The following is a 25,699-nucleotide window of genomic DNA, read 5'->3' as shown; positions in this document are numbered from 1 at the left end:
AGTATCTTTGGTTGGCCGACTGTGCTCGATTCGCTCCGTAATCCAATCCTGCACTTCCGACTCAAAACAGGCTCCCAGGAGAAAGCACACATAGAAACCGCAACCGACGTAACGCCAGCCGCTCCGGCGCTTGCACGCATGGTCGAGAATGTCTCGTGTGTGAGTGGGAGACGCGCTGCCGGGTCCTTGTGCCTATCGGCGCAGCCTTCTAACGAAGGTCGTTCACGACGAAGAGGAAACCGCAGTAGCGAGGTAACGAGCAACGGTGCCGCGGTTATTCTTTGAAATCCGAGGGCTGCGCAGCAAGCGGCATGATTTCGACTAGCAAGGACCTGGCTCGTGCACGAAGCGCGTCTGTCGCCCGCATGTACGAGACGTGGTCCTTGTTTGCCAGGTAAGAGTCAAAAAATATCGCACGCGCTTTCGGATCACCACCGGCAGATGCGAATTGTTGCCCGAGGTTAGCGATCGCTAACAAGACCCCTGAGCTCTGTTCTAGAAACTGAAAAACTTCCGGCTGTAGCTCTGGAAAATAGAGGGCCATCAGTGTCTGAACCTCCGCTGAAGGATCATCATCGCTAGGCGGTTCGCCGTGTTTCGCCTTTTGCGATTGCGATGAGATGTATCGACCAACCCCGTGCACATGGTTTAGCAGCTCTTCGAGCTTGGCCCGGCGCAGTTGCGTCCACTCTCGCTGGGCCCAGTCTCGCTGGCCTATTTCGGTTTTGACTTCTTCGACAATCGCCGTGATTTTGCCGATGTCTTCCTTCGTTGCGAGGCTCTTTCCTTTCTCTCGAAGGTACGAGCCAAGATAGGCGCCACCGCCAGCGACGGTCAAAGTTAAAATCAATGAGATCAGCTGACCATCGATCATCGTTTTCCCCACGATGTTGTAATGATCGGGCAGTGTACTCGCAGATACGGCCGATGCCTGTCGGCGTGCGCTAGGATGACTATCTTTAAATGGAGATGGCATGAATAAACGAAATTTCGTTGCGACAGTTAAAGAGCCAGCGGATATGCGCTCGCCGAATGGCGTTGGCCACGCGATCCACATTGAGTTGCACGAAGAGATTCAGGGGTTGAAGGGCGACGAAGTTGTGTTCCATTTGAAGCCGGAGAGCTCGATGGACGACGCGCAAACTCTCGTGAGACTTCTTAATCAACTGGGTGACAACGTATTTATCCAAGAAACTGATTAAGCGGCTGAGCTTGTCGCTGAATGGCCCGCAGCAAGCGCGCCAAATTTGCGAGATCGCTGCTTGCCATTGCAACGCCCAACTCGAGTAGCACATGTGAAAACATAGCGGCCAGAGGTTGCAACCGTTGAGGTCGATATGCTTGTGGACGCTCGCAGTGCGTGATAAAAGTTTCGGCCAGCAAATTTCTGGACAGATGCGGACGCTCTCATGGCTTGGCCACCGAAACGCTGATCAGTCTACGCGCTTGCCCATGATCGAACTGGCTTTCTGAATCAATGCATGAAGAGTCATCGCATGCTTTGCTGCGGCGCCTGAGATTTTCAGCGCGGGTTCAGTCTCGGGGAAACTGAGCGCGAACTGGCCGAGCGCAAAGATCCCAGTTTCGATTACAAATTTGTTCGCAAGCAGCGCGGCTTGGTTCCACGATTGCAAGAATTTAACTTGGAGCATGGACTTACCCTCCGGATCTCGGACGTGGTCCATGTTGGCATACAGCGCTTCCTTGTTTGGATGCGCCCCAAAGTCGATAGCGGTTTGGTGCAACCACCGCGCCCATTTAGCACGGTCGGCGTTTGCAAGTTCTAACTTAGTGGCGAGAAAAGAAAACGTGAACTCTCTTCCCCAGTCGCTCCGGCGCTTTTTGTCCGTGGGTTTGTCGTGCCATCTGGCCGCGGCGGTCTCATCCGCGGAGAGGTACCAACCATAAAGGGCAGACTCGACAACCGCTCGGCCGAGTGGGTAGACCGTCAAGCACTGTCCCGAGGAAGCTAGCCGTGCCGCTGCCAAATACTGATTATGCGCCACCATAAACAACGAACGGGCGGCAGGATCTTTCGCGCTCAACAACGAATTGATCGCGTATTGCGTACAGCTAGCAAGGTCTTCCGCAATCGCGCTAAACGCCTTGTGCCATCCTGGCGTATGAACAAAAGTCGCGAATTCGTTTTGTGTAGACGCTTTGAAAAAGTGAGACAACGCATCGTCACCCCAACCCAACGGATGTTTTAGTTGGCCTTCGTTCACGAATACTCTCTTTCTTAAAGACATAGGCGGACCCCTTGTCCGCTATTCAGCCCCATGCAGCGCGGCTTTCCGGCCGACCGTCTCGCAGCTCCCACCATCTAGCCTGCCATGTGCAGCACCGGCGCCGTCGAACGCTGAGGATGCTTCCACGCCCGTCGGCCGCCGGCTGTTCGCGCTGCGCAATCAGGCTATCACAGGCGCACCATCTCGCCGTTTGACGGGCGGGATCTGGCGCAGAGATCATCTTTACATGTCCTTAGGTCTCCGCTTGCCGCTATCGGGCGGAGGCGGAAGGTCCAAAACAGGCCTCGCCTCTGCCCACGCTTCCACCTCTCGCAGAAGCCAGCCAACCCGGCGCCCGGAGAGCATGCGCGGCTGCGGAAAGTTCCGTTCCCTTATCGACTTTCGATTCCGGCCACGGCTTCCGGGAACTTCCCATGCGTTCCGGCAGGGTCCATAACTGGGACAGTTTGATGTCTCGAAGTAGTTATAGTGGTCGCGCGAAGTTGTTATGTGATTTGCTGAGATTGATCTAAACACATCGGCTATGTCGAGACTAATATGCTAGGTGAGGCGACTCATCCCCTACTGACACGTCGGTAGAAGGACGGTGGAACTCGACACGTTGCAGTAGCGGACTTTGGGTATCGACCCAGCCGTTTAACGGACGACTCTAGTAGTCGTCGAGTCAGCGCACGGCACGGCACGGCGTAGGTTAATCAGATCCGAAGCGAACCAAAAAATAAGCATTACTTATAAGTCTTATTGAGATTAACTTGCTTTCGGAAATTGTGTTCGAACGATTCTCGCGCCACGCTCCAATGTGTCTAGATGATCGGCCCAAGCCTGCATCATCGTTCTCCGCACCGGAAGGTATTCGGCAAAGTTATACGCGCCCCTCACTTCGTCGCGCTCACCGTGAGAAAGCTGTCTCTCGATAGCGTCGGCGGGCCAACCCAGCTCATTCAACAAAGTTGAGGCCGTACTTCGAAATCCATGACCGGTCATCTCCTCACGTGTGTATCCAAGTCGTCGGAGAGCCGCGTTTACAGTGTTCTCGCTCATCGGCCGCGAGCTCGTTCGGATGCTGGGGAATAGATAACGCCCCCGTCCTGTCGCCACGTGAAGGTCATTCAGAACAGCAAGCGCCTGCGTGGAAAGCGGCACGATATGTTGTTCCTTCATCTTCATCCGAGACGCTGGAATCCTCCATTCAGCTTGTTCACGGTCAAATTCTGACCATTCGGCCTTCCTCAATTCGCCTGGTCGAACGAACGTCAAAATGCCAAGTAGCAAGGCACATTTTGTCTCAAATGCTCCTAAGTAATCCCGCATTGCGCGCATCAGCTCTCCGACCGCTTTGGGATCTTGGATCGACGCGTAGTGCTGCTTCTGGACAGGTTTGAGCGCGTCGCGCAGATCGGTCGCCGGGTCTCTTGGCGCTCGACCAGTAACTACCGCATACCTGAAAACCTGCCCACATTTCTGCAGCACTCGCCGCGTCAGATCATTGGCTCCCCGTTGTTCGATCCGCCGCAGAACCGTCAGTACCTCCAGCGGCGTGATCTCGGCGATGGGCCGACCGCCTAGCTGCGGAAAAATGTCGCTCTCAAGCCGACGAAGAACGAGGTTCGCGTATTCGCTTTCCCACTTCGCTTTTGTTAGCTCGAACCACTCGCGTGCTATGACTTCGAAGCTGTTGCCTGCTCGTGTCATCGCAGCTGCCTTAGAGGCCTTCCTAGCCTGTCCAGGATCGTTTCCCGCCGCAAGCTGTCTGCGGGCGTTGTCGCGGCTTTCACGGGCATTCTTGAGTGACACGTCAGGATAAGCTCCGAATGCCAACAGTTTCTCTTTGCCCGCAAAGCGGTACTTCAGTCGCCAAAGACGTGAGCCGTTTGGATTCAGCAATAAAAAGAGGCCACCACCGTCGGATAGTTTCACAGGCTTGGAACCAGCCTTCGCGTTGCGAATTGAAGCGTCGGAAAGAGCCATTGGGGGTATCGCATCACGTTGATCGCGGGATACCCCCAAAACTACCCCCAGAATCCTAGAGATGTCAACGGGACGATATGGAGTATTTGGGAAGTCGGAGAGTCCTGTGAAGCCCGTCTTGCAAGGGTTTTAAGAGCCTCTGCAGAATGCTTGGGATCTCGCTGGAACAGCGAATGGTGGGCCGGGTGGGATTCGAACCCACTATCGGTCGATTATGAGTCGACAGCTTATACCAATTAAGCTTCCGGCCCTTTTGCAGGAAAACGCCCTGCCGCGAGTGAAGGAAAGGCGCCGGGCGACGCTTCCGGCATGCATCGAATTCGATTCGACTGCACTCGCGAAGGTCTGCGAGTTTGCCTTGAAACGGCCTATAAAACAAGCGCGGCGGACCAACTCAGCCCGCCGCGCTTTAGTCCTTCAGTCACGAACCAAACATCAATTCCCTTCCAGGAACGACTTCAGCTTGTCTGAACGGCTCGGATGGCGAAGCTTGCGCAGCGCCTTCGCCTCGATCTGACGAATCCGCTCACGCGTCACGTCGAACTGCTTACCCACTTCCTCGAGCGTGTGATCCGTGCTCATCTCGATACCGAAGCGCATCCGCAACACCTTCGCCTCACGCGGCGTCAGCGAGTCGAGCACGTCCTTCACCACGTCGCGCATGCTGGCGTGCAGCGCGGCGTCGGCCGGAGCCACCGTGTTCGTATCTTCGATGAAGTCGCCAAGATGCGAATCGTCGTCGTCACCGATCGGCGTTTCCATGGAGATCGGTTCCTTCGCAATCTTCATGATCTTGCGGATCTTGTCTTCCGGCATTTCCATCTTCTCAGCGAGCGTTGCCGGATCCGGCTCGAGGCCGGTTTCCTGCAGGATCTGCCGCGAAATACGGTTCATCTTGTTGATCGTTTCGATCATGTGAACCGGAATCCGGATGGTGCGGGCCTGGTCGGCAATCGAGCGCGTGATGGCCTGGCGAATCCACCACGTGGCGTACGTCGAAAACTTATAACCGCGACGATATTCGAACTTGTCCACCGCCTTCATCAAACCGATGTTGCCTTCCTGGATCAGATCCAGGAACTGCAAGCCGCGGTTCGTGTACTTCTTGGCGATCGAAATCACGAGACGCAAGTTCGCTTCCGTCATCTCGCGCTTCGCCTGGCGCGCCTTCAGTTCGCCGGCCGCCATCTGACGGTTGGTTTCCTTCAGGTCCTTGAGCGGCAACACAACCCGCGCCTGCAAGTCGAGCAGACGTTGCTGCTGTTCGCGAATCGCGGGAATGTTCCGCGCCAGGACCACGCTGTAGCCATGATTCTCGGCCACAACTTTCTCCGACCACTCCAGATCCGTTTCGCTGCCCGGGAAACGCGCGATGAACTCGGCACGCGGCATGCCGCATTTATCGACAACGGTATGCAGGATCTGACGTTCAACCTGACGCACTTCGTCCACCTGCGCGCGCAACGTGTCGCACAAACGCTCGACGGTCCGCGCGGTGAAGCGAATAGTCATCAGTTCGCTCTGAATGGCTTCCTGCGCCTTCAGATAGGCCTTCGACTTGTAGCCTTCCTTCTCATACGCGCGGCGCATCTTGTCGAACCACTCGCTGATCAGCGAGAACTTCTCGAGCGAAGCACGCTTGAGCGCTTCGAGCTGAGCGGCGTTGGCATTGGCCTGAGCGGTGGTTTCGTCGACTTCTTCCTCATCCTCGCTCGCCTCTTCCTCTTCTTCCTCTTCGCTTTCGATAGCCTCCGCTTCCTGCTCGGAGAAACCGTCGGCGTCGGCGGCGTTCGGGTCGATCAGGCCATCCACCAGTTCGTCCACGCGGGTTTCTTCGTTCTGCACACGCTCGGCCATCGCAAGAATGTCCGCGATGGTCGTCGGGCAGGCGGAAATGGCCATGACCATGTGCTTGAGGCCGTCTTCGATCCGCTTCGCGATCTCGATTTCGCCTTCGCGCGTCAGCAGTTCGACCGTGCCCATTTCACGCATGTACATGCGGACCGGATCGGTCGTGCGGCCGAATTCGGAATCAACGGTAGAGAGCGCAACTTCGGCTTCCTCTTCGACTTCATCGTCCGACGAAGCCGCCGGCGCGTTGTCGTTGAGCAGCAGCGTTTCAGCGTCCGGCGCTTGCTCATAGACCGCCACGCCCATGTCGTTGAACGTGCTGATGATCCCTTCGATAGCTTCCGTTTCCGTGAAGTTGTCGGGCAGGTGATCGTTGATTTCAGCGTAGGTCAGGAAGCCGCGTTCCTTGCCGAGCTTGATCAGCGCGCGCAGCTTCGCACGCCGCTCTTCAAGCTCTTCAACCGTACCGGGCGCGGTCGAGGCGAAGGCGTCCTTCAACAGCGCTTTTTCCTTCGCGCGGCGGTCGCGTGCCTTGACCTTCTCGACCTTGGCCGGGGGAGCGGCTACGGCATCAGCAGCGGTGGCCGCGGCCGGGTCGGCCTGCACGTTTTGCGTTGCGTCGTCATCGACGGGTACTTCGTTCAGCTTTTTCGTCATGGAGTTCGCCGTACCGGCATTAGTCTCGACTCGCGGCTGCTGGACGACAGCCGATGGAACCGTGGATACAGAATATGCGCGCGCTGCCTTGTCCTGCGAACCCGGGGCACTGCGCCGCCCCGAGTCCTGCGCCGGCCCCCGCTTCACGACGCGTACGCGAGCCAGCTTCGACCCCTGCTTCGTGTTGCGTTTCCGGCCCGCATTAGCAGCCGCTTCCGTTGCACTCGCTTGCTTGCCGGCCGAAATTCCGGCCTTGCCAATCCTGCCAGTCTCGCCCGCCGTCAGGCTGGCCTGAACCTTCGACTGACCCGGCGTCTTCTTGCCTGCCGGCCTGACGACTTTCGCCGTCCTGGCCGACCCCGCACTCACTGCCGAAGCAACCGAGTTTTTTTTCTTCGCACCCGATGGCGGAGAGGGAACGGCGATCGCCCTGGTTTTGGACACTCCGGGGGAAGGAACTGACCGGCTGTGGGCCACCGCCCGTTTCGACTCGTTCGAGCCGCGTACCGTCGCTTTCTTCCCGCTAGTAGTCTTAACCATGCGTGCCTCACCTCTCTCGCAAATGAGCACAAATGTCAAAAAAACAACTTGCTGAAAACCTTTAATTGTAGCATGCGCGTCTTAAATGTCCCGGCTCACCCCACGCAAGGCCTTAATTTGAGCAGCTTTAGCCGATAAATCCGAAAATTCGGCAATTTCTTCCGCAGTCAAGCTCGATTGCTGCGCCAGTTGATCCAGCCGATTCCTATAGCTGTCGTGACGCAGCTTGACAACCGTGGCATGCAGCTCTTCCGCGAGCAGCTTTTTCTGCTCCTGCACGCGTTCGTTGGCGCTTTCGTCCGCTGGATCGCGCATCAACAGATCCCGTACATTTTCATCATAGGCGAGAATTTCCTGGAAGATATCCTCGTACGTTGGCGCGTTTGCGGCGTTGCGCAAGAGATCCGACAACATCTGGAATTCCGCCGTCTCGCCCAGTTCCCGCGCGTGCCCGATCACCTCGCTGAACAACTCGCCATGCTCGGTCATGGTGACGAGCGTCTGCTCGCTTTCGTGGTCGAGCGTTGCGTAAATGGCCGGATACATCACGAGGTTGCGCAGCGCGCGCTGTTCATGTCCCTTTACGCGACGACGCTCGCTCTTCGGCAACGCGGCGCGAGCGACGGCCGCTGCACGCGAATCGATGTCACACAATGCCGCGATTTCACCGAACGGTGTATTCAGCCGATCGGCCAGCATGTGCAGGATCTGCACGCGCAGCGCGTTGGCCGGCAACGCCTGGAGCAACGGCTTTGCGTCGAAGAGCGCCTTGGCCCGGCCTTCCGGCTGGTCCAGCTCCTTGTCGTTCAGGATTTCGTTCAGCAGGAATTGCGACAGCGGCATCGCGTGATCGACCTGCTCGCCGAAACCATCCGTGCCGAATTCACGCACGTAGCTGTCCGGATCGTGCTCCTTTGGCAGGAACAGGAAGCGAATCGTGCGGTTGTCGGCGGCGTGCGGCAGGCACGCGTCCAACGCACGGCGCGCCGCGCGGCGGCCGGCCGAATCGCCATCGAAACTGAATACGACGGTATCCGTCTGACGAAACAGCTTTTGAACGTGGATCGGCGTGCACGCTGTGCCGAGCGTGGCGACCGCGTTCGCAAAACCCAATTGCGCCAGCGCGACAACGTCCATGTAGCCTTCGACGACCAGCGCATAGCCGAGTTCACGAATGGCCAGCCGCGCTTCGAAGAGGCCGTATAACTCGCTGCCTTTGCTGAACAACGGTGTTTCCGGCGAATTCAGGTACTTCGGCTCGCCGCCGTCGAGCACGCGCCCGCCAAAGCCGATCACGTTGCCCTTCACGTTGCGGATGGGGAACATGACCCGTTCGCGAAAGCGGTCGTATCGACGGGATTGGCCCTGGTTGTCGCTTTTCTCGCTGACGATCACAAGCCCTGCTTCCACCAGGTTGTCGTTCTTGTATTCGGGGAACGCCGCTTCCAGACTCTGCCAGCCGTCCGGCGCATAGCCGAGCCCGAAGCGCAACGCGATTTCACCCGTGAGCCCGCGCTTTTTCAGGTATTCGATAGCGTTAGGCGCCCCGCGCAATTGCTTTCGATAGAACTCGCAGGCGGCCTGCATCACTTCGGTCAACGCGACGCTGACGGCCTTGCTCGGTGCGGGCGCGTAACCCTCGCCGCCCGATCCGCCGCCGCGCATGGACGGTTCCTGCGGCACAGTCAGGCCGCACGACTGGGCGAGTTCCTTGACTGCTTCGGGGAACGTGAGCCCGGTGTGCTCCATGAGGAAGCTGATCGCCGTGCCGTGCGCGCCGCAGCCGAAGCAGTGATAGAACTGCTTCGTCGGGCTAACCGTGAACGACGGGCTCTTTTCGTTATGGAACGGGCACAAGCCCATGAAGTTCGCGCCGCCCTTCTTCAACTGGACGAACCGGCCCACCACGTCGACGATATCGACGCGGTTCAGCAAGTCCTGAAGAAACGAATGCGGAATCACTAAATTGAGTTTTCTTGTCTGGCTTTTACTAGGGAGCTTATTTGGCGAGCGCAGCTTTTACCAGGCCCGACACTGCCGTCATATCCGCCCGGCCCGCCAGCTTCGGTTTCAGCACGCCCATCACCTTGCCCATGTCCTGCGGCCCGGCGGCGCCGGTTGCCGCCACCGCCGCCTGGATCTCGGCGTTGATGGCTTCATCTGACAATTGCTCGGGCATGTAGGCCGCCAGAACGCCCAGTTCGGCCTGTTCCTTCGCCACGAGGTCGTCGCGTCCCGCCGTCTGGAACTGGCTGATCGAATCCTTGCGCTGCTTGATCATTTTGTCGATGACCGCCGTGATGGCTGCGTCGTCCAGCGTCACACGCTCGTCGACTTCGCGCTGCTTGATCGCCGCGAGCAGCAGCCGGATGGTGCCGAGGCGCTCGGTTTCACGTGCGCGCATCGCGGTTTTCATGTCGTCGGTGATCTGGTCTTTGAGGCTCATCGCTTGGGAACTCTGCTGGTGCTGTGTTGAGAGAATGCGAACGTCTGGCCGTTCAAGGCGCTAAAGCAAAAACCCGCTTGGGACGTTTCCTCAAGCGGGATCATGAACAGGGGTGATTCGGGACCTTTTGAAGCCGGCAGGCACGATGCCAAGTGCTTGCTCGCGGCAGGGATCGACCTCTTTTTTGCATGGATCACCGCCCGGTTGTCACTCATTTGCGCTCGCGCCGATTGCCGCTACGAACGAAACAGTATAGCAGGTCGAAAACAGGATTTCCCAGGGGAAAGCGCGCACCGCGGATACCGGCTGTTATCGGTGAAAGCCATACTGGTCATGCCTTTGCAGTTCTAGGTGCGGGCCAGTTCAGCCGCTGCTTTGCCCGCCGCGACGCCCGATGCCCACGCCCACTGGAAGTTGTATCCACCGAGCCAGCCGGTGACATCGACTGCTTCGCCGATGAAATACAAACCAGCGACGCGCGAGCTCATCATGGTCGTGGATGAAAGCTCGCGTGTGTCCACGCCGCCGCGAGTGACCTCGGCCTTCCGGTACCCTTCCGTGCCGTTCGGCGTGAGCGTCCAGCGCGACAGCGATTCGCCGATCTGGCGCAGGGTTTTATCGGGGAGATCGGCTAGCCTTGCATCCGCGGGGACGCGCTGCACGTCGAGCCAGGTTTGCGCAAGGCGGGCGGGCACGCGTTCGGCGAGAAACGTGCCGACTTGTTTGCGGGTTTCCCGCTTGGCCGCGACCAGCTCGCTGGTGGCATCGACGCCTGGCAACAAGTCAATGCAAATTGGCTCGGATGGATTCCAGTAGCTGGAAATCTGCAGCACGCCTGGGCCCGATAAACCGCGATGCGTCAGCAACAGATCCTCCGCGAATTCTCCCCGGCCGCGACCCGCGCCCGCGCTGAGCTCCACTGGCACGGATAACCCGGACAACGCCGCGAACGGCTCCCAGTCGACCGGAGCGAAGGTCAACGGTACCAGGGCGGGACGGGTATCGATGAGCTTGTGGCCGAATTGCTTGGCCAGCCGATACGCAAAATCCGTCGCGCCGATTTTAGGGATCGACAAGCCGCCCGTTGCTACGACGAGCGCGGCGCTCGAGATCGTACCGGCGGTGCTGTCGAGGAAAAAGCGGGTCCCGTCGTGGCGGACCGCGTCGACGGTGACTGGCCGGCGCCAGGTCACGCCGCCCGCGTCGCATTCGCTTTTCAGGAGCTGGATGATCGACTCGCTGGAGTCATCGCAGAAAAGCTGGCCTTTGTGTTTCTCGTGCCACGCCACGCGATGACGCTTGAGCAGCGCGAGAAAATCCTGCGGCGTATAGCGGGCGAGCGCGGAACGGCAAAAATGCGGATTCGCCGATAAAAAGTTCGCCGGTCCAGCGTTGATGTTCGTGAAGTTGCAGCGGCCGCCGCCCGAGATGCGGATTTTTTCCGCGAGCCGTTCCGCGTGGTCGATCAGCACCACGCGCCGGCCGTTTTGCGCGGCCACCGCGGCGCACATCATGCCGGCCGCGCCCGCGCCGATGACTGCAATATCGTAGGTTTCCATGGCGCGCATTGTAACGGGTGGCTTGCTCGCGTTCCGGGGTTAGACGGGGTTCGACTGGCAGCCAACGTGAGTCTCGCGTTGCTGCTTCCGGCCGCAGCGGTCCGTCCTTGACCCACATTGGCCGCTGCCAAACCGCCCAAGAACAACGCCTCTGGACGAACGAACCCGAACCCGCCCACTGCTATACTTATCCGTTACTCTAAACACCTCCGCCCCATGCTCGTTCTAGGCATCGAAAGCTCCTGCGACGAAACCGGCCTTGCACTCTACGACACCGAGCGCGGCCTGCTTTCGCACGCACTGCATTCGCAAATCGCGATGCATCGGGAATACGGCGGCGTAGTGCCGGAACTGGCCTCCCGCGACCATATCCGCCGGGCATTGCCTCTCCTCGAGCAAGTGATGGCGGAAGCCGGGACAGCGCCAACGGACATCGACGCTATCGCTTTCACCCAAGGCCCCGGCCTCGCCGGTGCGCTGCTGGTGGGCGCAAGCATTGCGAATGCGCTCGCCATGGCGTGGGACCTGCCGACCGTCGGGATTCATCATCTGGAAGGGCATCTGCTCTCGCCCCTGCTGGTGAGCGAGCCTCCGCCGTTTCCGTTCGTCGCGTTGCTGGTGTCGGGCGGCCATACGCAATTGATGCGTGTCACGGACGTGGGCGAGTACGAAACGCTCGGCGAGACGCTGGACGACGCCGCCGGCGAAGCCTTCGATAAAACCGCAAAACTCCTCGGTCTCGGTTATCCGGGCGGCCCGGAAGTCTCACGGCTCGCCGAATTCGGTACGCCCGGCGCAGTTAAACTGCCGCGCCCGATGCTGCATTCCGGCGACCTGGATTTCAGCTTCAGCGGGTTAAAAACCGCAGTACTCACTCACAGCCGCAAGCTTGGCGCGAACGTCTGCGAGCAATCGAAAGCAGATCTGGCGCGTGGTTTTGTGGATGCGGCCGTCGACGTGCTGACCACAAAGTCCATCGCAGCGTTGAAGCAGACGGGACTGAAGCGGCTGGTCGTGGCGGGTGGCGTGGGAGCGAACCGGCAATTGCGTGAGGCGCTGTCCGCAGCGGCGAAAAAGCGCCACTTCGAAGTGCATTACCCCGATTTATCGCTATGTACCGATAACGGCGCAATGATAGCGCTTGCGGGTGCTTTGAGGCTGGCGCGCTGGCCCGATCAGGCACTGCGGGACTACGCGTTCACGGTGAAGCCACGCTGGGATCTGACATCCCTGGCGGCCGCGTAAGTTTCCAAAGCGTCCCGTTCTTCAGACTACCTGGACTTACGAAACCCGCTTGTCATGCTCGATGACGGCGTAGGCGCTGTGATTGTGGATCGACTCGAAGTTCTCGGCTTCCAGCACATACGACACAATCCGTTCGTCCGCATTCAGGCGCGTGGCCACATCGCGGACCAGGTCCTCAACGAATTTCGGGTTCTCGTAAGCACGCTCGGTCACGAACTTCTCGTCGGGCCGCTTCAGCAAGCCCCACAACTCGCACGACGCCTCTTCTTCTGCAATCCGGATCAAGTCTTCAATCGCGACATCGCCCTTGAACTCGGCCGCGATCGTCACATGCGAGCGCTGGTTGTGCGCGCCGTACTGCGAGATCTGCTTCGAGCACGGGCACAAACTCGTCACCGGCACGAGCACTCTCAGCGAGATCCGCGTCTCGCCACCACGCATTTCGCCGGTCAGCGTGACCTCGTAATCCATCAGGCTTTGCACGCCCGACACCGGCGCGGTCTTCATGACGAAGTACGGAAACGACACCTCGATACGCCCGGAATGCGCTTCGAGCTTCGCCAGCATCGCGACGAGCATGGTGCGAAAAGCAGCTTGATCGAGCGGCGCGCGGTGTTCGTCGAGTAACGCGACGAACCTCGACATGTGCGTGCCTTTTTGATCGGCGGGAAGATGAACGTCGAGATTCCAGAGACCAACGCCCGGCTGCAATTCGCCGCTGGAGGTCCGGATGGTCAACGGATATCGGACCGCTTTTACGCCCACGCGCTGGATTGGGATCTGCCGGACGTCGAGCGAACTCTGAACGTCGGGCATCGCAAAGGCGGGATTCATCTGATTCATTCTTTTTCCTTGTCCGTCGCGCGAATTTTGCCGCGCACGGATGAGACCCGGCGGGCATCCTCGACGCCCGCCTTCACCACACGCCCTTCGATCAGGCGACGCGTTTTGTCAGCTTGCCCGCATCGCTTTCGACAGCATTATTGAGAAAGCGCTCGCGAATCGACTTGGCGATGCCCTCGCCATCCAGTCCGCACGACGCAAGCAGCTTGACCGGGTCCCCGTGATCGATAAACAGGTCAGGCAAGCCGAGTTGCAACACGGGCTTGATGACCGCGCTCGCCAACAGGCTTTCCACGCACGCCGAGCCCGCACCGCCCATGATCGCGCCCTCTTCAACGGTTACGAGCGCGTCGTGGGTGGCGGCGAGTTCACGCAGCAGATCGGCATCGACCGGTTTCACGAAGCGCATGTTCGCGACGGTGGCGTCGATTTCCTCGGCCGCCGCCAGCGCGGGGGCAACCATGGTGCCGAACGCAAGGATCGCGATGCGCTTGCCCGAACCCGCTTTCTGCGACGACTCGCGCCGGATCTCGCCCTTGCCGAGCGGAATCGCCGTCATCTTCTTGACGATCTTCACGCCCGTGCCCGCGCCGCGCGGATAACGCACGGCGGACGGATTCGGCTGCTGCAAAGCGGTGTAAAGCATCTGACGGCATTCGTTTTCGTCTGAAGCCGCCATCACCGTCATATTCGGGATGCAGCGCAGGAACGCGAGATCGTAATTACCTGCGTGCGTCGCACCATCCGCGCCAACCAGACCAGCGCGGTCGATGGCGAAAACCACCGGCAGGTTCTGCAACGCGACGTCGTGGATCAGTTGGTCGTAGGCGCGCTGCAAGAACGTGGAATAGATTGCGACAACCGGACGCATACCGTCGGCGGCGAGACCGCCCGCGAACGTCACAGCGTGTTGTTCCGCGATGCCCACGTCGAAATAACGGTCCGGGAAACGCTTTTCGAACTCCACCATGCCCGAGCCTTCGCGCATGGCCGGCGTGATGCCGACCACTCGCGAATCCTGCTCGGCGGCGTCGCACAGCCATTCGCCGAATACCTGCGTGTAGGTTTTCTTCGATGGCGCCGTCGACGGCTTGATGCCTTCCGCCGGATTGAACTTGCCAGGGCCGTGATAGAGGACCGGATCGGCTTCGGCGAGCTTGTAACCCTGCCCCTTCTTCGTCACCACATGCAGGAACTGCGGGCCACGCAATTCCTTGATGTTCTGCAGCGTCGGGATCAGCGATTCGAGATCGTGACCATCGATGGGTCCGATGTAGTTAAAACCGAACTCCTCGAACAGCGTGGCCGGCACGATCATGCCCTTCGCATGCTCCTCGAGCTTGCGAGCGAGATCGAGCATGGGAGGAGCGACGCGCAGCACCCGTTCGACACCGGCACGCGCCGCTGCATAGAAACGCCCCGACATCAACCGCGCGAGATGGCGATTCAGCGCGCCGACCGGCGGCGAGATCGACATGTCGTTGTCGTTCAGGATCACGAGCAGAGGCACGTCGTCGGCCACGCCCGCGTTGTTCATGGCTTCGAAGGCCATGCCGGCGGTCATCGCGCCGTCGCCGATCACGGCGATCGAATAGCGGTTGTCGCCCTGCAATTTGCTGGCAATCGCCATACCGAGCGCCGCCGAAATGGACGTGCTGGAATGCGCGGTGCCGAAGGTGTCGTATTTCGATTCGCTGCGGCGGGGGAAGCCGGAAATGCCACCGGCCTGGCGCAGCGTCTTCATCTGATCGCGGCGACCCGTCAGGATCTTGTGCGGATAAGTCTGATGACCGACGTCCCAGACAATGCGGTCGTGAGGGGTATCGAAGACGTAATGGAGCGCGATCGTCAGCTCGACCGTCCCGAGATTCGACGACAAATGCCCGCCAGTCTGCGACACGCTGTCGAGCACGTAGGCACGCAGCTCTTCGGCCAGCGGTTTTAGTTGGTGGCGGTCCAGGGCGCGCAAGGCGGCCGGATCGTCGATGGTTTTCAGCAAGTCGTACATCGTCGTCCCATTTTAGGAAAACTGGCGGAAGCCGTTCGGTTTTTTGCCCGGTGTTGCTTAACGCAGCATGCATAAGGCACATAAGGCACGCCCGCCGGTCCCGCGTTTTATCGTATGTTTCAGTGCACCCGGTTTACAACCAGGTCGGCTAATTCCCCGAGCCGACCGGCCCGCGGGCCAAAAGGCGCGAGCGCGGCGTGCGCATCGCGGCCCAGTTGTGCTGCCAGTTCGCGCGATGCATCGAGTCCGATGATCGACACGTAGGTCGGCTTGTCGTCCTTCGCGTCCTTGCCCGCCGTTTTGCCCAGCGTGGCCGAGTCGGCTGTGACGTCAAGAATGTCGTCCACGACCTGGAACGCGAGGCCGACCGCTGCCGCGTAGGCGTCCAGCGCGCTCATGGCGGCCGCGTCCGGCGCTTCACCACAGAGTGCACCCATTCGCACGGACGCGCGCAGCAAGGCGCCGGTTTTCTTGCGGTGCATGGTTTCCAGTTCCGGGCGCGAGAGCTTACGGCCCACGCTCTCCAGATCGATCGCTTGGCCACCCGCCATGCCGACCGAACCGCTTGCCAACGCCAGTTCGCGCGTCAGCGCTGCCTGCTGCGCCACGCTCAAACCGTTGTCCGCCGTCAGCGCAACGAAAGCCTGGGACTGCAATGCGTCACCGACCAATAATGCCGTCGCTTCGTCATATTGCACGTGTACCGTTGGTTTTCCGCGACGCAAGGCGTCGTCGTCCATGGCCGGCATGTCGTCATGCACCAGCGAATACACGTGAATCATCTCGAGCGCCGCACTCGCCGCCTCGAGCTGTTGCGAGCCCGCGCCTGTCAGCTCACCGGCCGCGTGACACAACAGCGGGCGAACCCGCTTGCCGCCGCCGAGCACCGCGTAGCGCATGGCTTCGTGCAGTTTGGCGGGCGCGACGTCCGTACCCGGCAAATAATGCTCCAGCGCCGTTTCCACGCGGTCGAGACTCGCGCGCATCCATTGATCGAAAGTCATAAGTCATCCCCGTTATCTGCCGCGGTTCCTGTGCCTTGAGTGGCACGCTGGACCTCGGCGGGCAGCGGTTTTAGTGTGTCGCCGTCGAGCACACGAACCTGCTGCTCGACCTTCTCTAGTTGTTGTTGGCAAAAGCCAACGAGCGCCGCGCCGCGCCGGTACGCCGCGAGCGATTCTTCGAGGCTCAGCGCGCCGCCCTCCATGCGCGCCACGAGCCCCTCCAGTTCGGCCAGCGCCGTCTCGTAATTCTCCGGGAGCGGTGCGTTTTCCGCGCTTGCCGAGCCTTCCTGCGTTGCGGTCTTCGCCATGAATCGTGGGTGTAATGTCGGATTTTGGGAAACAAGTCGGACATTCTACGGCAAAAGCTGCTTTTCCGACCTCAACCGTGCTCTCACCCATGCCTGTGGCCTGTCTCAGAGCGTTACAGCCTATCTCTGAAAAGTCCGCAAAACGGCGTCGCCACGCGGAACTCCTCACCCGGAATTGACCCAAATCAAGGCCTTAAGTGCCCCGATGAGAGGGTTTTCGGTATAATCGCGGGCTCCCTAAATCGAATTTTCGATGGTTGGGTTGTTCACTGCTTTCACGTCTTCACGGGAGTGGGAATGTCCAATCTGAGCAATGCATTGCAACTGAACGCCATTCACAGTCAGTTGCCAGTCACGGCTTACTTTGACGAAGCGCTTCTCAAGCGCGAAATCGACACGCTGTTCAAACGCGGTCCAGGCTATATCGGGCACGAACTCATGGTGCCCGAGGCGGGAAGTTATTTTGCTTTGCCCGGCGAAGGCGAAGGGCGTCTGCTCGTCCGTAACCGGCAGGACGAAATCGAGTTGCTCTCGAACGTGTGCCGTCACCGCCAGGCCATCATGCTCAACGGCCGCGGCACGGCGGAAAACATCGTGTGTCCGCTGCACCGCTGGACCTATGACCTCGACGGCCAGTTGCTCGGCGCGCCGCATTTCGCGGACAAACCCTGCCTCAACCTCGGCAGGTCGCCTCTACAGAATTGGCAGGGGCTGCTGTTCGAGGCGAGCGGCCGCGACGTTGCCGCGGATCTGGCCCGACTTGGCCCGGCAAAACATTTCGACTTCTCGGGCTTCATGTTCGATCACGTCGAAGTACACGAGTGCAATTACAACTGGAAGAGCTTCGTCGAGGTGTATCTCGAGGATTACCACGTCGCGCCGTTCCACCCGGGTCTGGGCAGTTTTGTGTCCTGCGACGACCTGACCTGGGAATTCGGCGACTGGTATAGCGTTCAGACAGTGGGTGTGCACAAGAATCTGGAAAAACCGGGTAGCCCGACGTACCGCAAGTGGCACGACGAAGTGCTGCGGTTCCGCGACGGCAAACCGCCCGAGTTCGGCGCGATCTGGATGGTGTATTACCCGGGCATCATGATCGAGTGGTATCCGCATGTGCTCGTGGTGTCGTGGCTGATTCCGCAGGGTCCGCAGAAGACCACGAATATTGTCGAGTTCTATTACCCGGAGGAAATCGCGCTGTTCGAGCGTGAATTCATCGAGGCGGAACGGGCGGCGTATATGGAAACGGCGCGCGAGGACGACGAGATCGCCGAGCGCATGGACGCCGGAAGGCGCGCGCTGATGAATCGCGGCGAGTCGCAAGTCGGGCCGTATCAGAGCCCGATGGAGTCAGGCATGCAGCATTTTCATGAGTTCTTGCGGCGGCAATTGGGCGAGATTTGAGGGTGATAAGCTCGGATAACAGAAGTAGATGAAAAATGCCCATTGGAAACGATGGGCATTTTTTTTGAGCAGCGCTTAGATCAATGCGACCTGCAAGGGTGCACGATGCTCGTGGACTTTGAGGATACGGAACTCTGTTCGTAAGGTGCCGTTGGAGACGGTCTGGATTTGCTGAAGGTCCACTACTAGCACGTCGCCTTTTCCGAAGCGCTCGCCTGCGTTGACTTCCTTCAGGAAATCGCTGTCATCCATGGAGCAAAAGAAGGCTGACTGGCCATCATGCACGCGCCACTTGTTCTGGTCTTCAAAGGTTACTGACTCGATCAGCAGCATTTTTCGTGCGGTGGAATCGGAGACCACGTCCTCTTGCTCATCGAAAAAGGCGAACGCCTCCAGCTCCATTTTGTCGATATCCAGATCGATATCGTTCCCCCGAACCACACCGAAGCTTGTAATGCCCTCGAGTTCGAGCGGAGACAGCGCCTTTTGCAAGAAAACGCGCACTGCCCTCGTTTTATAAAGCCGAAAAACAGGCTTGATTACCTCGATCACTTCGGTTTCCGTCATCCAGACACAGCAGGATGGGCCGTTGTCTTCAACATGCTCGGGCCGACGTCCGCGCAATTGCCGGAGAAAACCGATCAGCCCGCCGCCACCGACAAGACCGACTACCGCCAGGATCGCCGAAGCATCGGACACTGCGGTCGCGGTCGAACTGGCAAACATGTCACGCAACTGAACGAGCAGTGCCTGCGTGAAGATCAATTCGATCTGGAATGAACCCGACTTGAAGTTGCCCTTGACCTCGACGCGTACATCCGCCGAGTTGCCGTTCAGTTCGGTATTGGCCGCGGAGAACAAATCGGCAATCGCGACCAGCGCGGGCGCAAGGTCGCGGATATTCATCCGGTGCTCGTCGAGCGCCGGGCCATCGTAGACGACGTGGAATTGTTCATGGTTGCTGATTGAGCCGGAGTTTATAACGGGCGCGCCGGGAGGATTGGGTGATTTTGTCGCCATTCGCAATCCTTGGTTTTTGACTAGTTGCTCAATGCGTGGTGACTCGCTGGACTCGTGCCAAGCCTGAAGGCAAGCGAATAAAGCGCATGGATTGCCCGCCCCGGAAAAGTTGAGCGGCGACTCATACTGGCGACGAGGAACAGTCGCAGATACGCGAAATGTCCTAATTCAGGGACGATTTTTTCAGGGACGACTTTTCCAACTACCCCAAGGCATGTCAGGCGGGAAATAGCATCAGGGGCGAGCCTTCCCGCTCGATCTGCAGCGACAAAGATCTCCGATACGCTCAATCCTTCCGTCTTTTTTGTTTAGACTTGAATCTCAACTACTGCAACGCGCCGTCCATCGGCAAACCAAGCCGCGCGTTCGCTCCGGGAGCTGTCATGCCGCACACGCACTACACCACGCTTATCTCCGCGACCAATCTTGTCGAACGGCTCGCCGCCGCGCCCGGCAGCGTGCTTATCGTCGATTGCCGTTTCGATCTCGCCGCGCCCGAAGCCGGGCAAGCCGCTTACGCATCGGGACATATTCCGGGCGCGCATTATCTGCATCTCGACCGCGATTTATCGGGTGCCAAGACCGGCAAGAACGGCCGCCATCCGTTGCCGGAACGCGCGACGCTGGTCGCCGCGCTCAAGCGCCTGGGCATGAACGAAGGCCAGCAAGTCGTTGCTTACGATGCCCAAGGCGGCATGTACGCCGCACGTCTGTGGTGGCTGTTGCGATGGCTCGGACACGATTCCGTCGCGCTGCTCGACGGCGGCCTGCAGGCATGGCAAGCGGCCGGCCAGCCCCTCGATGCAGCGGCACTGCCCGAGTCCCAGGGCACGTTCAAAGCAGGTGCGCCGCTGGCCGTCACGGTTGATGTCGATGCCGTCATGCGCAATCTGACGACGCACGAGCGCGTGCTGATCGATGCCCGCGCAGCGGACCGGTATCGCGGAGAGAACGAGACGCTCGATCCGGTCGGCGGCCACATTCCGGGCGCGCTGAACCGCTTTTTCAAGGACAACCTGAACGCCGACGGCCGCTTCAAGACCGCGCATGAATTGCGCGAGACGTTCGGCGCGCTGCTTGGGTCGACGTCGCCGGATCGGGTGGTGCTGCAATGCGGCTCGGGCGTGACGGCCTGCCATAACGCACTGGCGATGGAAATCGCCGGGCTGCACGGAGCCGCGCTTTATGGAGGATCGTGGAGCGAATGGTGCTCGGACGCATCGCGACCGGTGGCAACGGGCGCGGCGGCTTGAGGGTTTGCCTGGCTTAGCATGGAAATACGCTTAAACGACGTAATGCAAATGGGCGGTACTACCAAAGCCGCCCATAGCGAGTGCGTTACGCCACGCCTCATTCACTTCACGCCGTGCTCCCTGAACCACGCCAGCGTGCGCTTCCAGCCATCTTCCGCATCGGCCTTCCGGTAACTCGGCCGATAATCCGCGAAAAACGCATGCGGCGCGTCGTCGTAGACCACGATTTGCGAGCCGCGCGCGACCGCGGGACCCGTCGCAATTGCTTGCTTCATCTGCTCGAGCGAATCCTGCGGAATGCTTTGATCGAGCTTGCCGAACAGTCCAAGCACCGGTGCCTTCAGATTGGCCGCGAGGTCGAGTGGATTCGCGGGATTGTTAGGCGTCTTGGCCCCCACCACGCGTCCGTACCACACTACCGCGGCTCTGAGGTGAGGATTGCGCTCGGCATACAGCCACGTGATCCGGCCGCCCCAGCAAAACCCCGTAATCCCCAGCCGGAGCAAATCGCCGCCATGCTCGCCCGCCCACGCGACGGTGGAATCAATATCCGAGAGAACCTGGTCGTCGGGCACTTTGGAAACGATCTGGTCGTTCAATTGCTGCATCGACGGGAATTTCGAGGCATCGCCTTCGCGCACATACAGATCCGGCGCAACGGCCAGATAACCGAGTTTGGCGAAGCGCCGGCAGACATCGGCAATATGTTCGTGCACGCCGAAAATCTCGTGAATCACGATGATCACCGGCAAGTTCGTCTTGCCCTTGGGCTGCGCGCGATACGCGGGCACGAGCGTGCCGTCGGCGGCCTTGAAACCGACCGGACCGGCTTCGAGACCTTCGCTATCGGTGATGATGGTTTGCGCGGACACCGGCATCACGCAGGCGGCAAAACCGCTGCCGACCGCCGCTTTGATAAACGTGCGCCGGTTGAACGGGACATGCGGAACGAGGCTATCGATTTCAGGCGTAAGCATGCAAAGCTCCAGCGGCATGGGCCGCGAAGGATCACCGGCGCACGGTGTTGGCGAACCAGACGATCCGATACGGATAAGCCGCGCCTTCCGGCTGACAAAGGCCGACCAACCAAAAAGCGCAGCAACGGCTACACGATGACGGCATTGAAGCGCTTACTGCGCTCCAAAACCGACCGCCCATTCTAAACAGCTTTAATGCAGCTTGACGCGTGGCGCGGTGGAGCGCCGCAGCCAGTGCGCGACGGTATCGAGCGCCATCCGTGCCCAGCCGTGCAGCGCCGCGATGTGCATGCGGTACAGCGACTGGTACATGAAGCGCGCGAACAGCCCTTCGATCAGCATATTCCCGCCGATCAACCCGCCCATCAGGCTCCCGACCGCGCTGAAGTGCCCGAGCGACACGAGCGATCCGAAATCGCGATACGTATAGTCGGGTAACGGTTTGTCTTCAAGCCGCCGTTCGAGCGAATTCAGCAGGAAACTTGCCTGCTGGTGCGCGGCTTGCGCGCGCGGCGGCACGTTGCGCCCTTCTTTCTCGCCGCCCGGCCACGCGCATGCAGCGCAATCGCCGAGGGCGAAGATGTTGTCGTCGATTTCGGTTTGCAGCGTGCGACGTACGATCAGTTGGCCGAGCCGGTTGGTGGTGAGCCCATCGAGTTTGGACAGCACGGCAGGCGCGCGAATGCCTGCCGCCCACACCGTCAAATCCGCCGCAACGGTCTTGCCGCTCGCCGTGCGGATCGAACCGCGCGACACTTCAGCCACCGTCTCGCTGGTCATTAGCTTGACGCCGAGCTTGCCCAGCAACTCGGCGGTCGCGGTAGACACGCGCTCGGGCAACGCCGGCAGAATCCGCGGCCCTGCTTCGATCAGCACAATGCCTATGTCGTGTTTCGGATCCAGCTTGTGCAATCCGTAAGCGTGCAGCACTTGCGCCGTGTTGCGCAATTCCGCCGATAACTCCACGCCAGTCGCCCCGCCGCCGACGATGGCGACCTGAATCCGCGGCTGCCTTTGACTAACGGCATCGGCATCAGCATCGGTGCTCGGCGCGCCCGGTTCCGGCGTGCGGTATTCAGCGCGAATACACGCTGCGATCAGCCGTTTGCGGAACAGTTCGGCTTGAGCGACGGTATCGAGGGCGAGCGAATTTTCTTGCGCCCCTTGAACACCGAAAAAGGCCGTCGTGCTGCCGATTGCAACGATCAGCGTGTCGTATTCCAGATCGCGTTGCGGCATCAACTCGCCGGCTTCGTCGTCGAGAAGAGGACCGAGCGTCACCCGTTTTGCAGTCCGGTCGATGCCCAGCAAATCACCCTGCTGGAACTCGAAACCATGCCAGCGCGCCTGCGCCGCGTACGGCAATTCCTGCGAGAACGGGTCCAGGCTGCCGGCTGCGACTTCATGCAGCAGAGGCTTCCAGATATGCGTGGAATTCCGGTCGATGAGCGTGACCTGCGCACGCGGCGTGCGCTTGCCGCCGGCGTTGCCGAACTTGTCGCCGAGCCGCGTGGCCAGTTCAAGCCCCCCCGCGCCGCCGCCGACGATGATGAAGCGATGCATTAAAACTCCCCTATGACATCATTAAAACTCGCTGGGCAGGCCGCTCATCACGCTCAATGCGCCCTCAGTGTGCTTCTTCCCAGTTATTACCCACGCCCACTTCCGCCACCAGCGGAACCTTCAGCTTCGCGACGCCGCACATCAGTTCGGGCAAGCGCTTGCGGACTTCCGGCAACTCGGCTTCGGGCACTTCGAGCACAAGTTCGTCGTGGACCTGCATGATCATCTTGGCCTCTATCTTCGAGGCCTCCAGCCAGTCCTGCACAGCGATCATTGAAAGCTTGATCAGGTCGGCCGCGGTGCCTTGCATCGGCGCGTTGATCGCGGCGCGTTCGGCGCCTTGCCGGCGCGGTCCGCTGCCGCCGTTGATCTCGGGCAACCACAAGCGCCGCCCGAACACCGTCTCGACAAACCCATCGCGCTTTGCTTTCGAGCGGGTTTCATCCATATAGTTGGCGACACCCGGATAACGCTGGAAATACCGGTCGATATAAAGCTTCGCCGCATCGCGCGAGATGCCGATATTCGATGCCAGCCCAAACGCGCTCATGCCGTAGATCAACCCAAAGTTGATGACCTTCGCGATGCGTCGCTGGTCGCTCGATACCTCGATCGGCGTAACGCCGAAAATCTCCGAGGCGGTCGCCCGATGCACATCTTCGCCCTCGGCGAACGAGCGCATGAGCGATGGGTCGCCAGAAATATGCGCCATGATCCGCAACTCGATCTGCGAGTAATCCGCCGAAACAATCTTGCTACCCGGCGGCGCGATAAACGCCTCGCGAATCCGCCGGCCTTCGGCGGTCCGCACAGGGATGTTCTGCAGGTTCGGCTCATTCGACGACAACCGCCCCGTCACCGCCACGGCCTGCGCATAGTTCGTATGCACGCGGCCGGTTTTCGCATTGACCATGCGCGGCAGCTTGTCCGTATAAGTCGACTTCAGCTTCGACAACCCGCGATGTTCCAGCAGGATCTTCGGCAGCGGATAGTCTTCAGCCAGCTTCTGCAGCACTTCTTCGTCGGTGGAAGGCGCGCCGCTCGGTGTCTTCTTGACCACCGGCAATTGCAGCTTCTCGAAGAAAATCTGGCCAATCTGCTTCGGCGAACCCAGGTTGAATTCGCCGCCCGCGAGCATGTACGCCTCGGCTTCGAGCTGAATCAACCGCGTGGCAATCTGACCGCTTTGCACCCGCAGCAACTCGCCGTCGATCAGCACGCCATTGCGCTCCATCTTGCGCAGCACGCGTGAGGTCGGCATTTCGATATCGCGATACACATACAGCAATTGTGCTTCATCGGCGAGTTGGGGATACAGCGCCTGATGCAGCCGCAAAGTAATGTCGGCGTCTTCCGCGGCGTAGGGCGCGGCCTGATCCAGCGCGACTTCGTCGAAGCCGATCTGCGATGCGCCCTTGCCGGCCACCTCTTCATATTTGATGGTTTTCGCGCCCAAATGTCGCAGCGCAAGGTTGTCCATGTCATGCGGCCGGTGCGATTCCAGCACATACGATTGCAACAACGTGTCGTGCTGGACACCATTCATTTCGATGCCGTAGTTCGCCAGCACTTGCTCGTCGTATTTCAGATGCTGGCCGACCTTCTTCTTCGACGGATCTTCCAGCCACGATTTAAGCTTTTGCAGGACTTCGTCGCGCGGCAGTTGCACAGGCGTGTCCGGTCCGCGATGCGCGACCGGAATATAAGCGGCATGACCCGGCTCGACCGACACCGATAGCCCGACCAGTTGCGCGACCATGGGGTCGAGCGAGGTGGTTTCGGTATCGAAGGAAGTCAGCTCGGCGGCGTTGATGCGCGCGAGCCATTCGTCGAATTGCTCCCACGTCTGCACGGTGTCGTAGTGCCGTTCGATCTCGGTGGCCGGTGCAGGCGGCGTGTCCACGGGACCTTCCACCGCGTCCGCAATCTCCACTTCCCGCAGCCAGGTCTTGAAACCGTGGCGCGTGAACAGGTCGCGCAGTTCGTCGCGCGCCTCAGGCCGCGCCGGCAGCGTTTCCTCGATCGACGCGATCTGCGCCGTCAGGTCGCACTCCGTATGTACGGTAACGAGCTTTTTCGCCATGGGGAGGAAGGGCAAAGCCTTGCGCAGATTGTCTCCCACCGCACCTTTTATTTCGTCCGCATGTGCCACGATGCCATCGAGGGTTGCGTATTGCGCGAGCCACTTCAATGCCGTCTTCGGCCCGCACTTTTCGACACCCGGTACGTTATCGACCGTATCGCCGATGAGCGAGAGATAGTCGACGATCCGCTCCGGCGGCACGCCGAACTTATTCAGCACCCCGGCGCGATCGAGCGTCTCGTTGGTCATCGTATTGATGAGGGTGACATGATCCGTCACGAGCTGCGCCAGATCCTTGTCCCCGGTCGACACGACCACCTTCATGCCGCGCTTTTCGGCGGCAACCGCAAGCGTCCCGATCACGTCGTCGGCCTCCACGCCGTCGATCATCACGAGCGGCCAGCCGAGCGCGCGCACGGTCACATGGATGGGTTCTATCTGTTTCGAGAGGTCGTCGGGCATGGATGGCCGGTTGGCCTTGTAATCCGCGTACCAGTCGTCACGAAATGTCTTGCCTTTGGCATCAAATACGCACGCGCTATACTCTGCACTGATGTCCTTTCGCAGACGCCGCAGCATGTTGATCATTCCATACAGCGCGCCCGTTGGACCGCCGTCAGGGCCGCGCAAATCCGGCATGGCGTGGTAGGCCCGATAGAGATAGCTGGATCCGTCGACCAATAGCAGGGTCTTACCTTCAAGATTAAGTTCTTCAGGCATT

Annotated in this window: 20 protein-coding genes and 1 tRNA gene; 4 read left to right on the top strand and 17 right to left on the bottom strand. The window is 59.9% G+C overall.

The features are described 5' to 3' along the window. Window positions 1-274: 274 nt before the first annotated feature. Entirely contained in the window at window positions 275-874 is a 600-nt protein-coding gene (locus tag EOS_RS15475) for a hypothetical protein (protein ID WP_047847537.1), read from the bottom strand. A gap of 100 nt (window positions 875-974) precedes the next feature. Between EOS_RS15475 and EOS_RS15470 the strand changes: the two genes are divergently transcribed. Then, entirely contained in the window at window positions 975-1,202 is a 228-nt protein-coding gene (locus EOS_RS15470) for a hypothetical protein (protein WP_047847536.1), read from the top strand. A 231-nt stretch (window positions 1,203-1,433) separates the two neighbouring features. On the opposite strand, the gene EOS_RS15465 is transcribed toward EOS_RS15470, so the two are convergent. The 8 genes from EOS_RS15465 to EOS_RS15435 form a co-directional block, all read right to left on the bottom strand. Beyond that, window positions 1,434-2,225 carry a hypothetical protein gene (locus tag EOS_RS15465; RefSeq protein WP_152693124.1) on the bottom strand — a complete coding sequence of 264 codons (792 nt, stop codon included), beginning with the start codon at window positions 2,223-2,225 and terminating at the stop codon, window positions 1,434-1,436. A 246-nt stretch (window positions 2,226-2,471) separates the two neighbouring features. Further along, entirely contained in the window at window positions 2,472-2,765 is a 294-nt protein-coding gene (locus EOS_RS48760) for a helix-turn-helix transcriptional regulator (protein WP_268760327.1), read from the bottom strand. Window positions 2,766-2,996: 231 nt separating this feature from the next. Then, a complete protein-coding gene (locus tag EOS_RS15460; RefSeq protein WP_047847534.1) occupies window positions 2,997-4,217 on the bottom strand; it encodes a tyrosine-type recombinase/integrase in 1,221 nt (406 codons plus the stop codon). 174 nt (window positions 4,218-4,391) lie between these two features. Then, a tRNA-Ile gene (locus EOS_RS15455) sits at window positions 4,392-4,468 on the bottom strand. A 184-nt stretch (window positions 4,469-4,652) separates the two neighbouring features. Beyond that, complete coding sequence (gene rpoD / locus EOS_RS15450; RefSeq protein WP_087881946.1) at window positions 4,653-7,265, bottom strand: RNA polymerase sigma factor RpoD; 2,613 nt, start codon at window positions 7,263-7,265, stop codon at window positions 4,653-4,655. Window positions 7,266-7,346: 81 nt separating this feature from the next. Next, the gene (gene dnaG / locus EOS_RS15445) at window positions 7,347-9,227 is read right to left on the bottom strand and encodes a DNA primase (RefSeq protein WP_047847532.1); all 1,881 of its coding nucleotides are present in this window, start codon (window positions 9,225-9,227) and stop codon (window positions 7,347-7,349) included. Between the two features lie 37 nt (window positions 9,228-9,264). Beyond that, window positions 9,265-9,711 (bottom strand): GatB/YqeY domain-containing protein, encoded by a 447-nt coding sequence (locus EOS_RS15440; RefSeq protein WP_047847531.1) that lies wholly within the window; start codon window positions 9,709-9,711, stop codon window positions 9,265-9,267. A gap of 347 nt (window positions 9,712-10,058) precedes the next feature. Next, the gene (locus EOS_RS15435) at window positions 10,059-11,270 is read right to left on the bottom strand and encodes a BaiN/RdsA family NAD(P)/FAD-dependent oxidoreductase (protein WP_047847546.1); all 1,212 of its coding nucleotides are present in this window, start codon (window positions 11,268-11,270) and stop codon (window positions 10,059-10,061) included. A gap of 216 nt (window positions 11,271-11,486) precedes the next feature. On the opposite strand from EOS_RS15435, the gene tsaD reads away from it, so the two are divergent. Beyond that, on the top strand, window positions 11,487-12,515 hold the full coding sequence (gene tsaD / locus EOS_RS15430; protein ID WP_047847530.1) for a tRNA (adenosine(37)-N6)-threonylcarbamoyltransferase complex transferase subunit TsaD: 1,029 nt from the start codon (window positions 11,487-11,489) through the stop codon (window positions 12,513-12,515). Between the two features lie 36 nt (window positions 12,516-12,551). Here the strand turns inward: tsaD and folE2 are convergent, their stop codons facing one another. From folE2 to EOS_RS15410, 4 genes are all read right to left on the bottom strand, one after another. Beyond that, entirely contained in the window at window positions 12,552-13,358 is an 807-nt protein-coding gene (gene folE2, locus EOS_RS15425) for a GTP cyclohydrolase FolE2 (RefSeq protein WP_047847529.1), read from the bottom strand. Between the two features lie 91 nt (window positions 13,359-13,449). Then, window positions 13,450-15,366 (bottom strand): 1-deoxy-D-xylulose-5-phosphate synthase, encoded by a 1,917-nt coding sequence (dxs, locus tag EOS_RS15420; protein ID WP_047847528.1) that lies wholly within the window; start codon window positions 15,364-15,366, stop codon window positions 13,450-13,452. Between the two features lie 119 nt (window positions 15,367-15,485). Then, window positions 15,486-16,370 carry a polyprenyl synthetase family protein gene (locus EOS_RS15415; protein ID WP_047847527.1) on the bottom strand — a complete coding sequence of 295 codons (885 nt, stop codon included), beginning with the start codon at window positions 16,368-16,370 and terminating at the stop codon, window positions 15,486-15,488. Continuing rightward, entirely contained in the window at window positions 16,367-16,678 is a 312-nt protein-coding gene (locus EOS_RS15410) for an exodeoxyribonuclease VII small subunit (protein WP_047847526.1), read from the bottom strand. The genes EOS_RS15415 and EOS_RS15410 overlap by 4 nt, the downstream gene beginning before the upstream one ends. A 297-nt stretch (window positions 16,679-16,975) precedes the next feature. Between EOS_RS15410 and EOS_RS15405 the strand changes: the two genes are divergently transcribed. Then, entirely contained in the window at window positions 16,976-18,082 is a 1,107-nt protein-coding gene (locus tag EOS_RS15405; protein WP_047847525.1) for an aromatic ring-hydroxylating oxygenase subunit alpha, read from the top strand. A gap of 75 nt (window positions 18,083-18,157) precedes the next feature. Here the strand turns inward: EOS_RS15405 and EOS_RS15400 are convergent, their stop codons facing one another. Continuing rightward, complete coding sequence (locus EOS_RS15400; protein WP_047847524.1) at window positions 18,158-19,102, bottom strand: hypothetical protein; 945 nt, start codon at window positions 19,100-19,102, stop codon at window positions 18,158-18,160. A 383-nt stretch (window positions 19,103-19,485) separates the two neighbouring features. On the opposite strand from EOS_RS15400, the gene EOS_RS15395 reads away from it, so the two are divergent. Then, a complete protein-coding gene (locus tag EOS_RS15395) occupies window positions 19,486-20,355 on the top strand; it encodes a sulfurtransferase (protein ID WP_047847523.1) in 870 nt (289 codons plus the stop codon). Window positions 20,356-20,456: 101 nt separating this feature from the next. On the opposite strand, the gene EOS_RS15390 is transcribed toward EOS_RS15395, so the two are convergent. The 3 genes from EOS_RS15390 to polA form a co-directional block, all read right to left on the bottom strand. Beyond that, complete coding sequence (locus tag EOS_RS15390) at window positions 20,457-21,332, bottom strand: dienelactone hydrolase family protein (protein ID WP_047847522.1); 876 nt, start codon at window positions 21,330-21,332, stop codon at window positions 20,457-20,459. Window positions 21,333-21,524: 192 nt separating this feature from the next. Then, window positions 21,525-22,895, bottom strand: coding sequence for an NAD(P)/FAD-dependent oxidoreductase (locus EOS_RS15385; protein ID WP_047847521.1), 1,371 nt, complete (start codon window positions 22,893-22,895; stop codon window positions 21,525-21,527). Between the two features lie 64 nt (window positions 22,896-22,959). Next, window positions 22,960-25,698 carry a DNA polymerase I gene (polA, locus tag EOS_RS15380; RefSeq protein WP_047847520.1) on the bottom strand — a complete coding sequence of 913 codons (2,739 nt, stop codon included), beginning with the start codon at window positions 25,696-25,698 and terminating at the stop codon, window positions 22,960-22,962. Between the last annotated feature and the right edge of the window lies 1 nt (window position 25,699).

It is taken from the genome of Caballeronia mineralivorans PML1(12) (genome assembly GCF_001028175.1).
GTDB classification, from domain to species: domain Bacteria; phylum Pseudomonadota; class Gammaproteobacteria; order Burkholderiales; family Burkholderiaceae; genus Caballeronia; species Caballeronia mineralivorans.
Note: the sequence above shows the minus strand (reverse complement) of the source record. Positions and strands in the feature narration are given on the sequence as shown.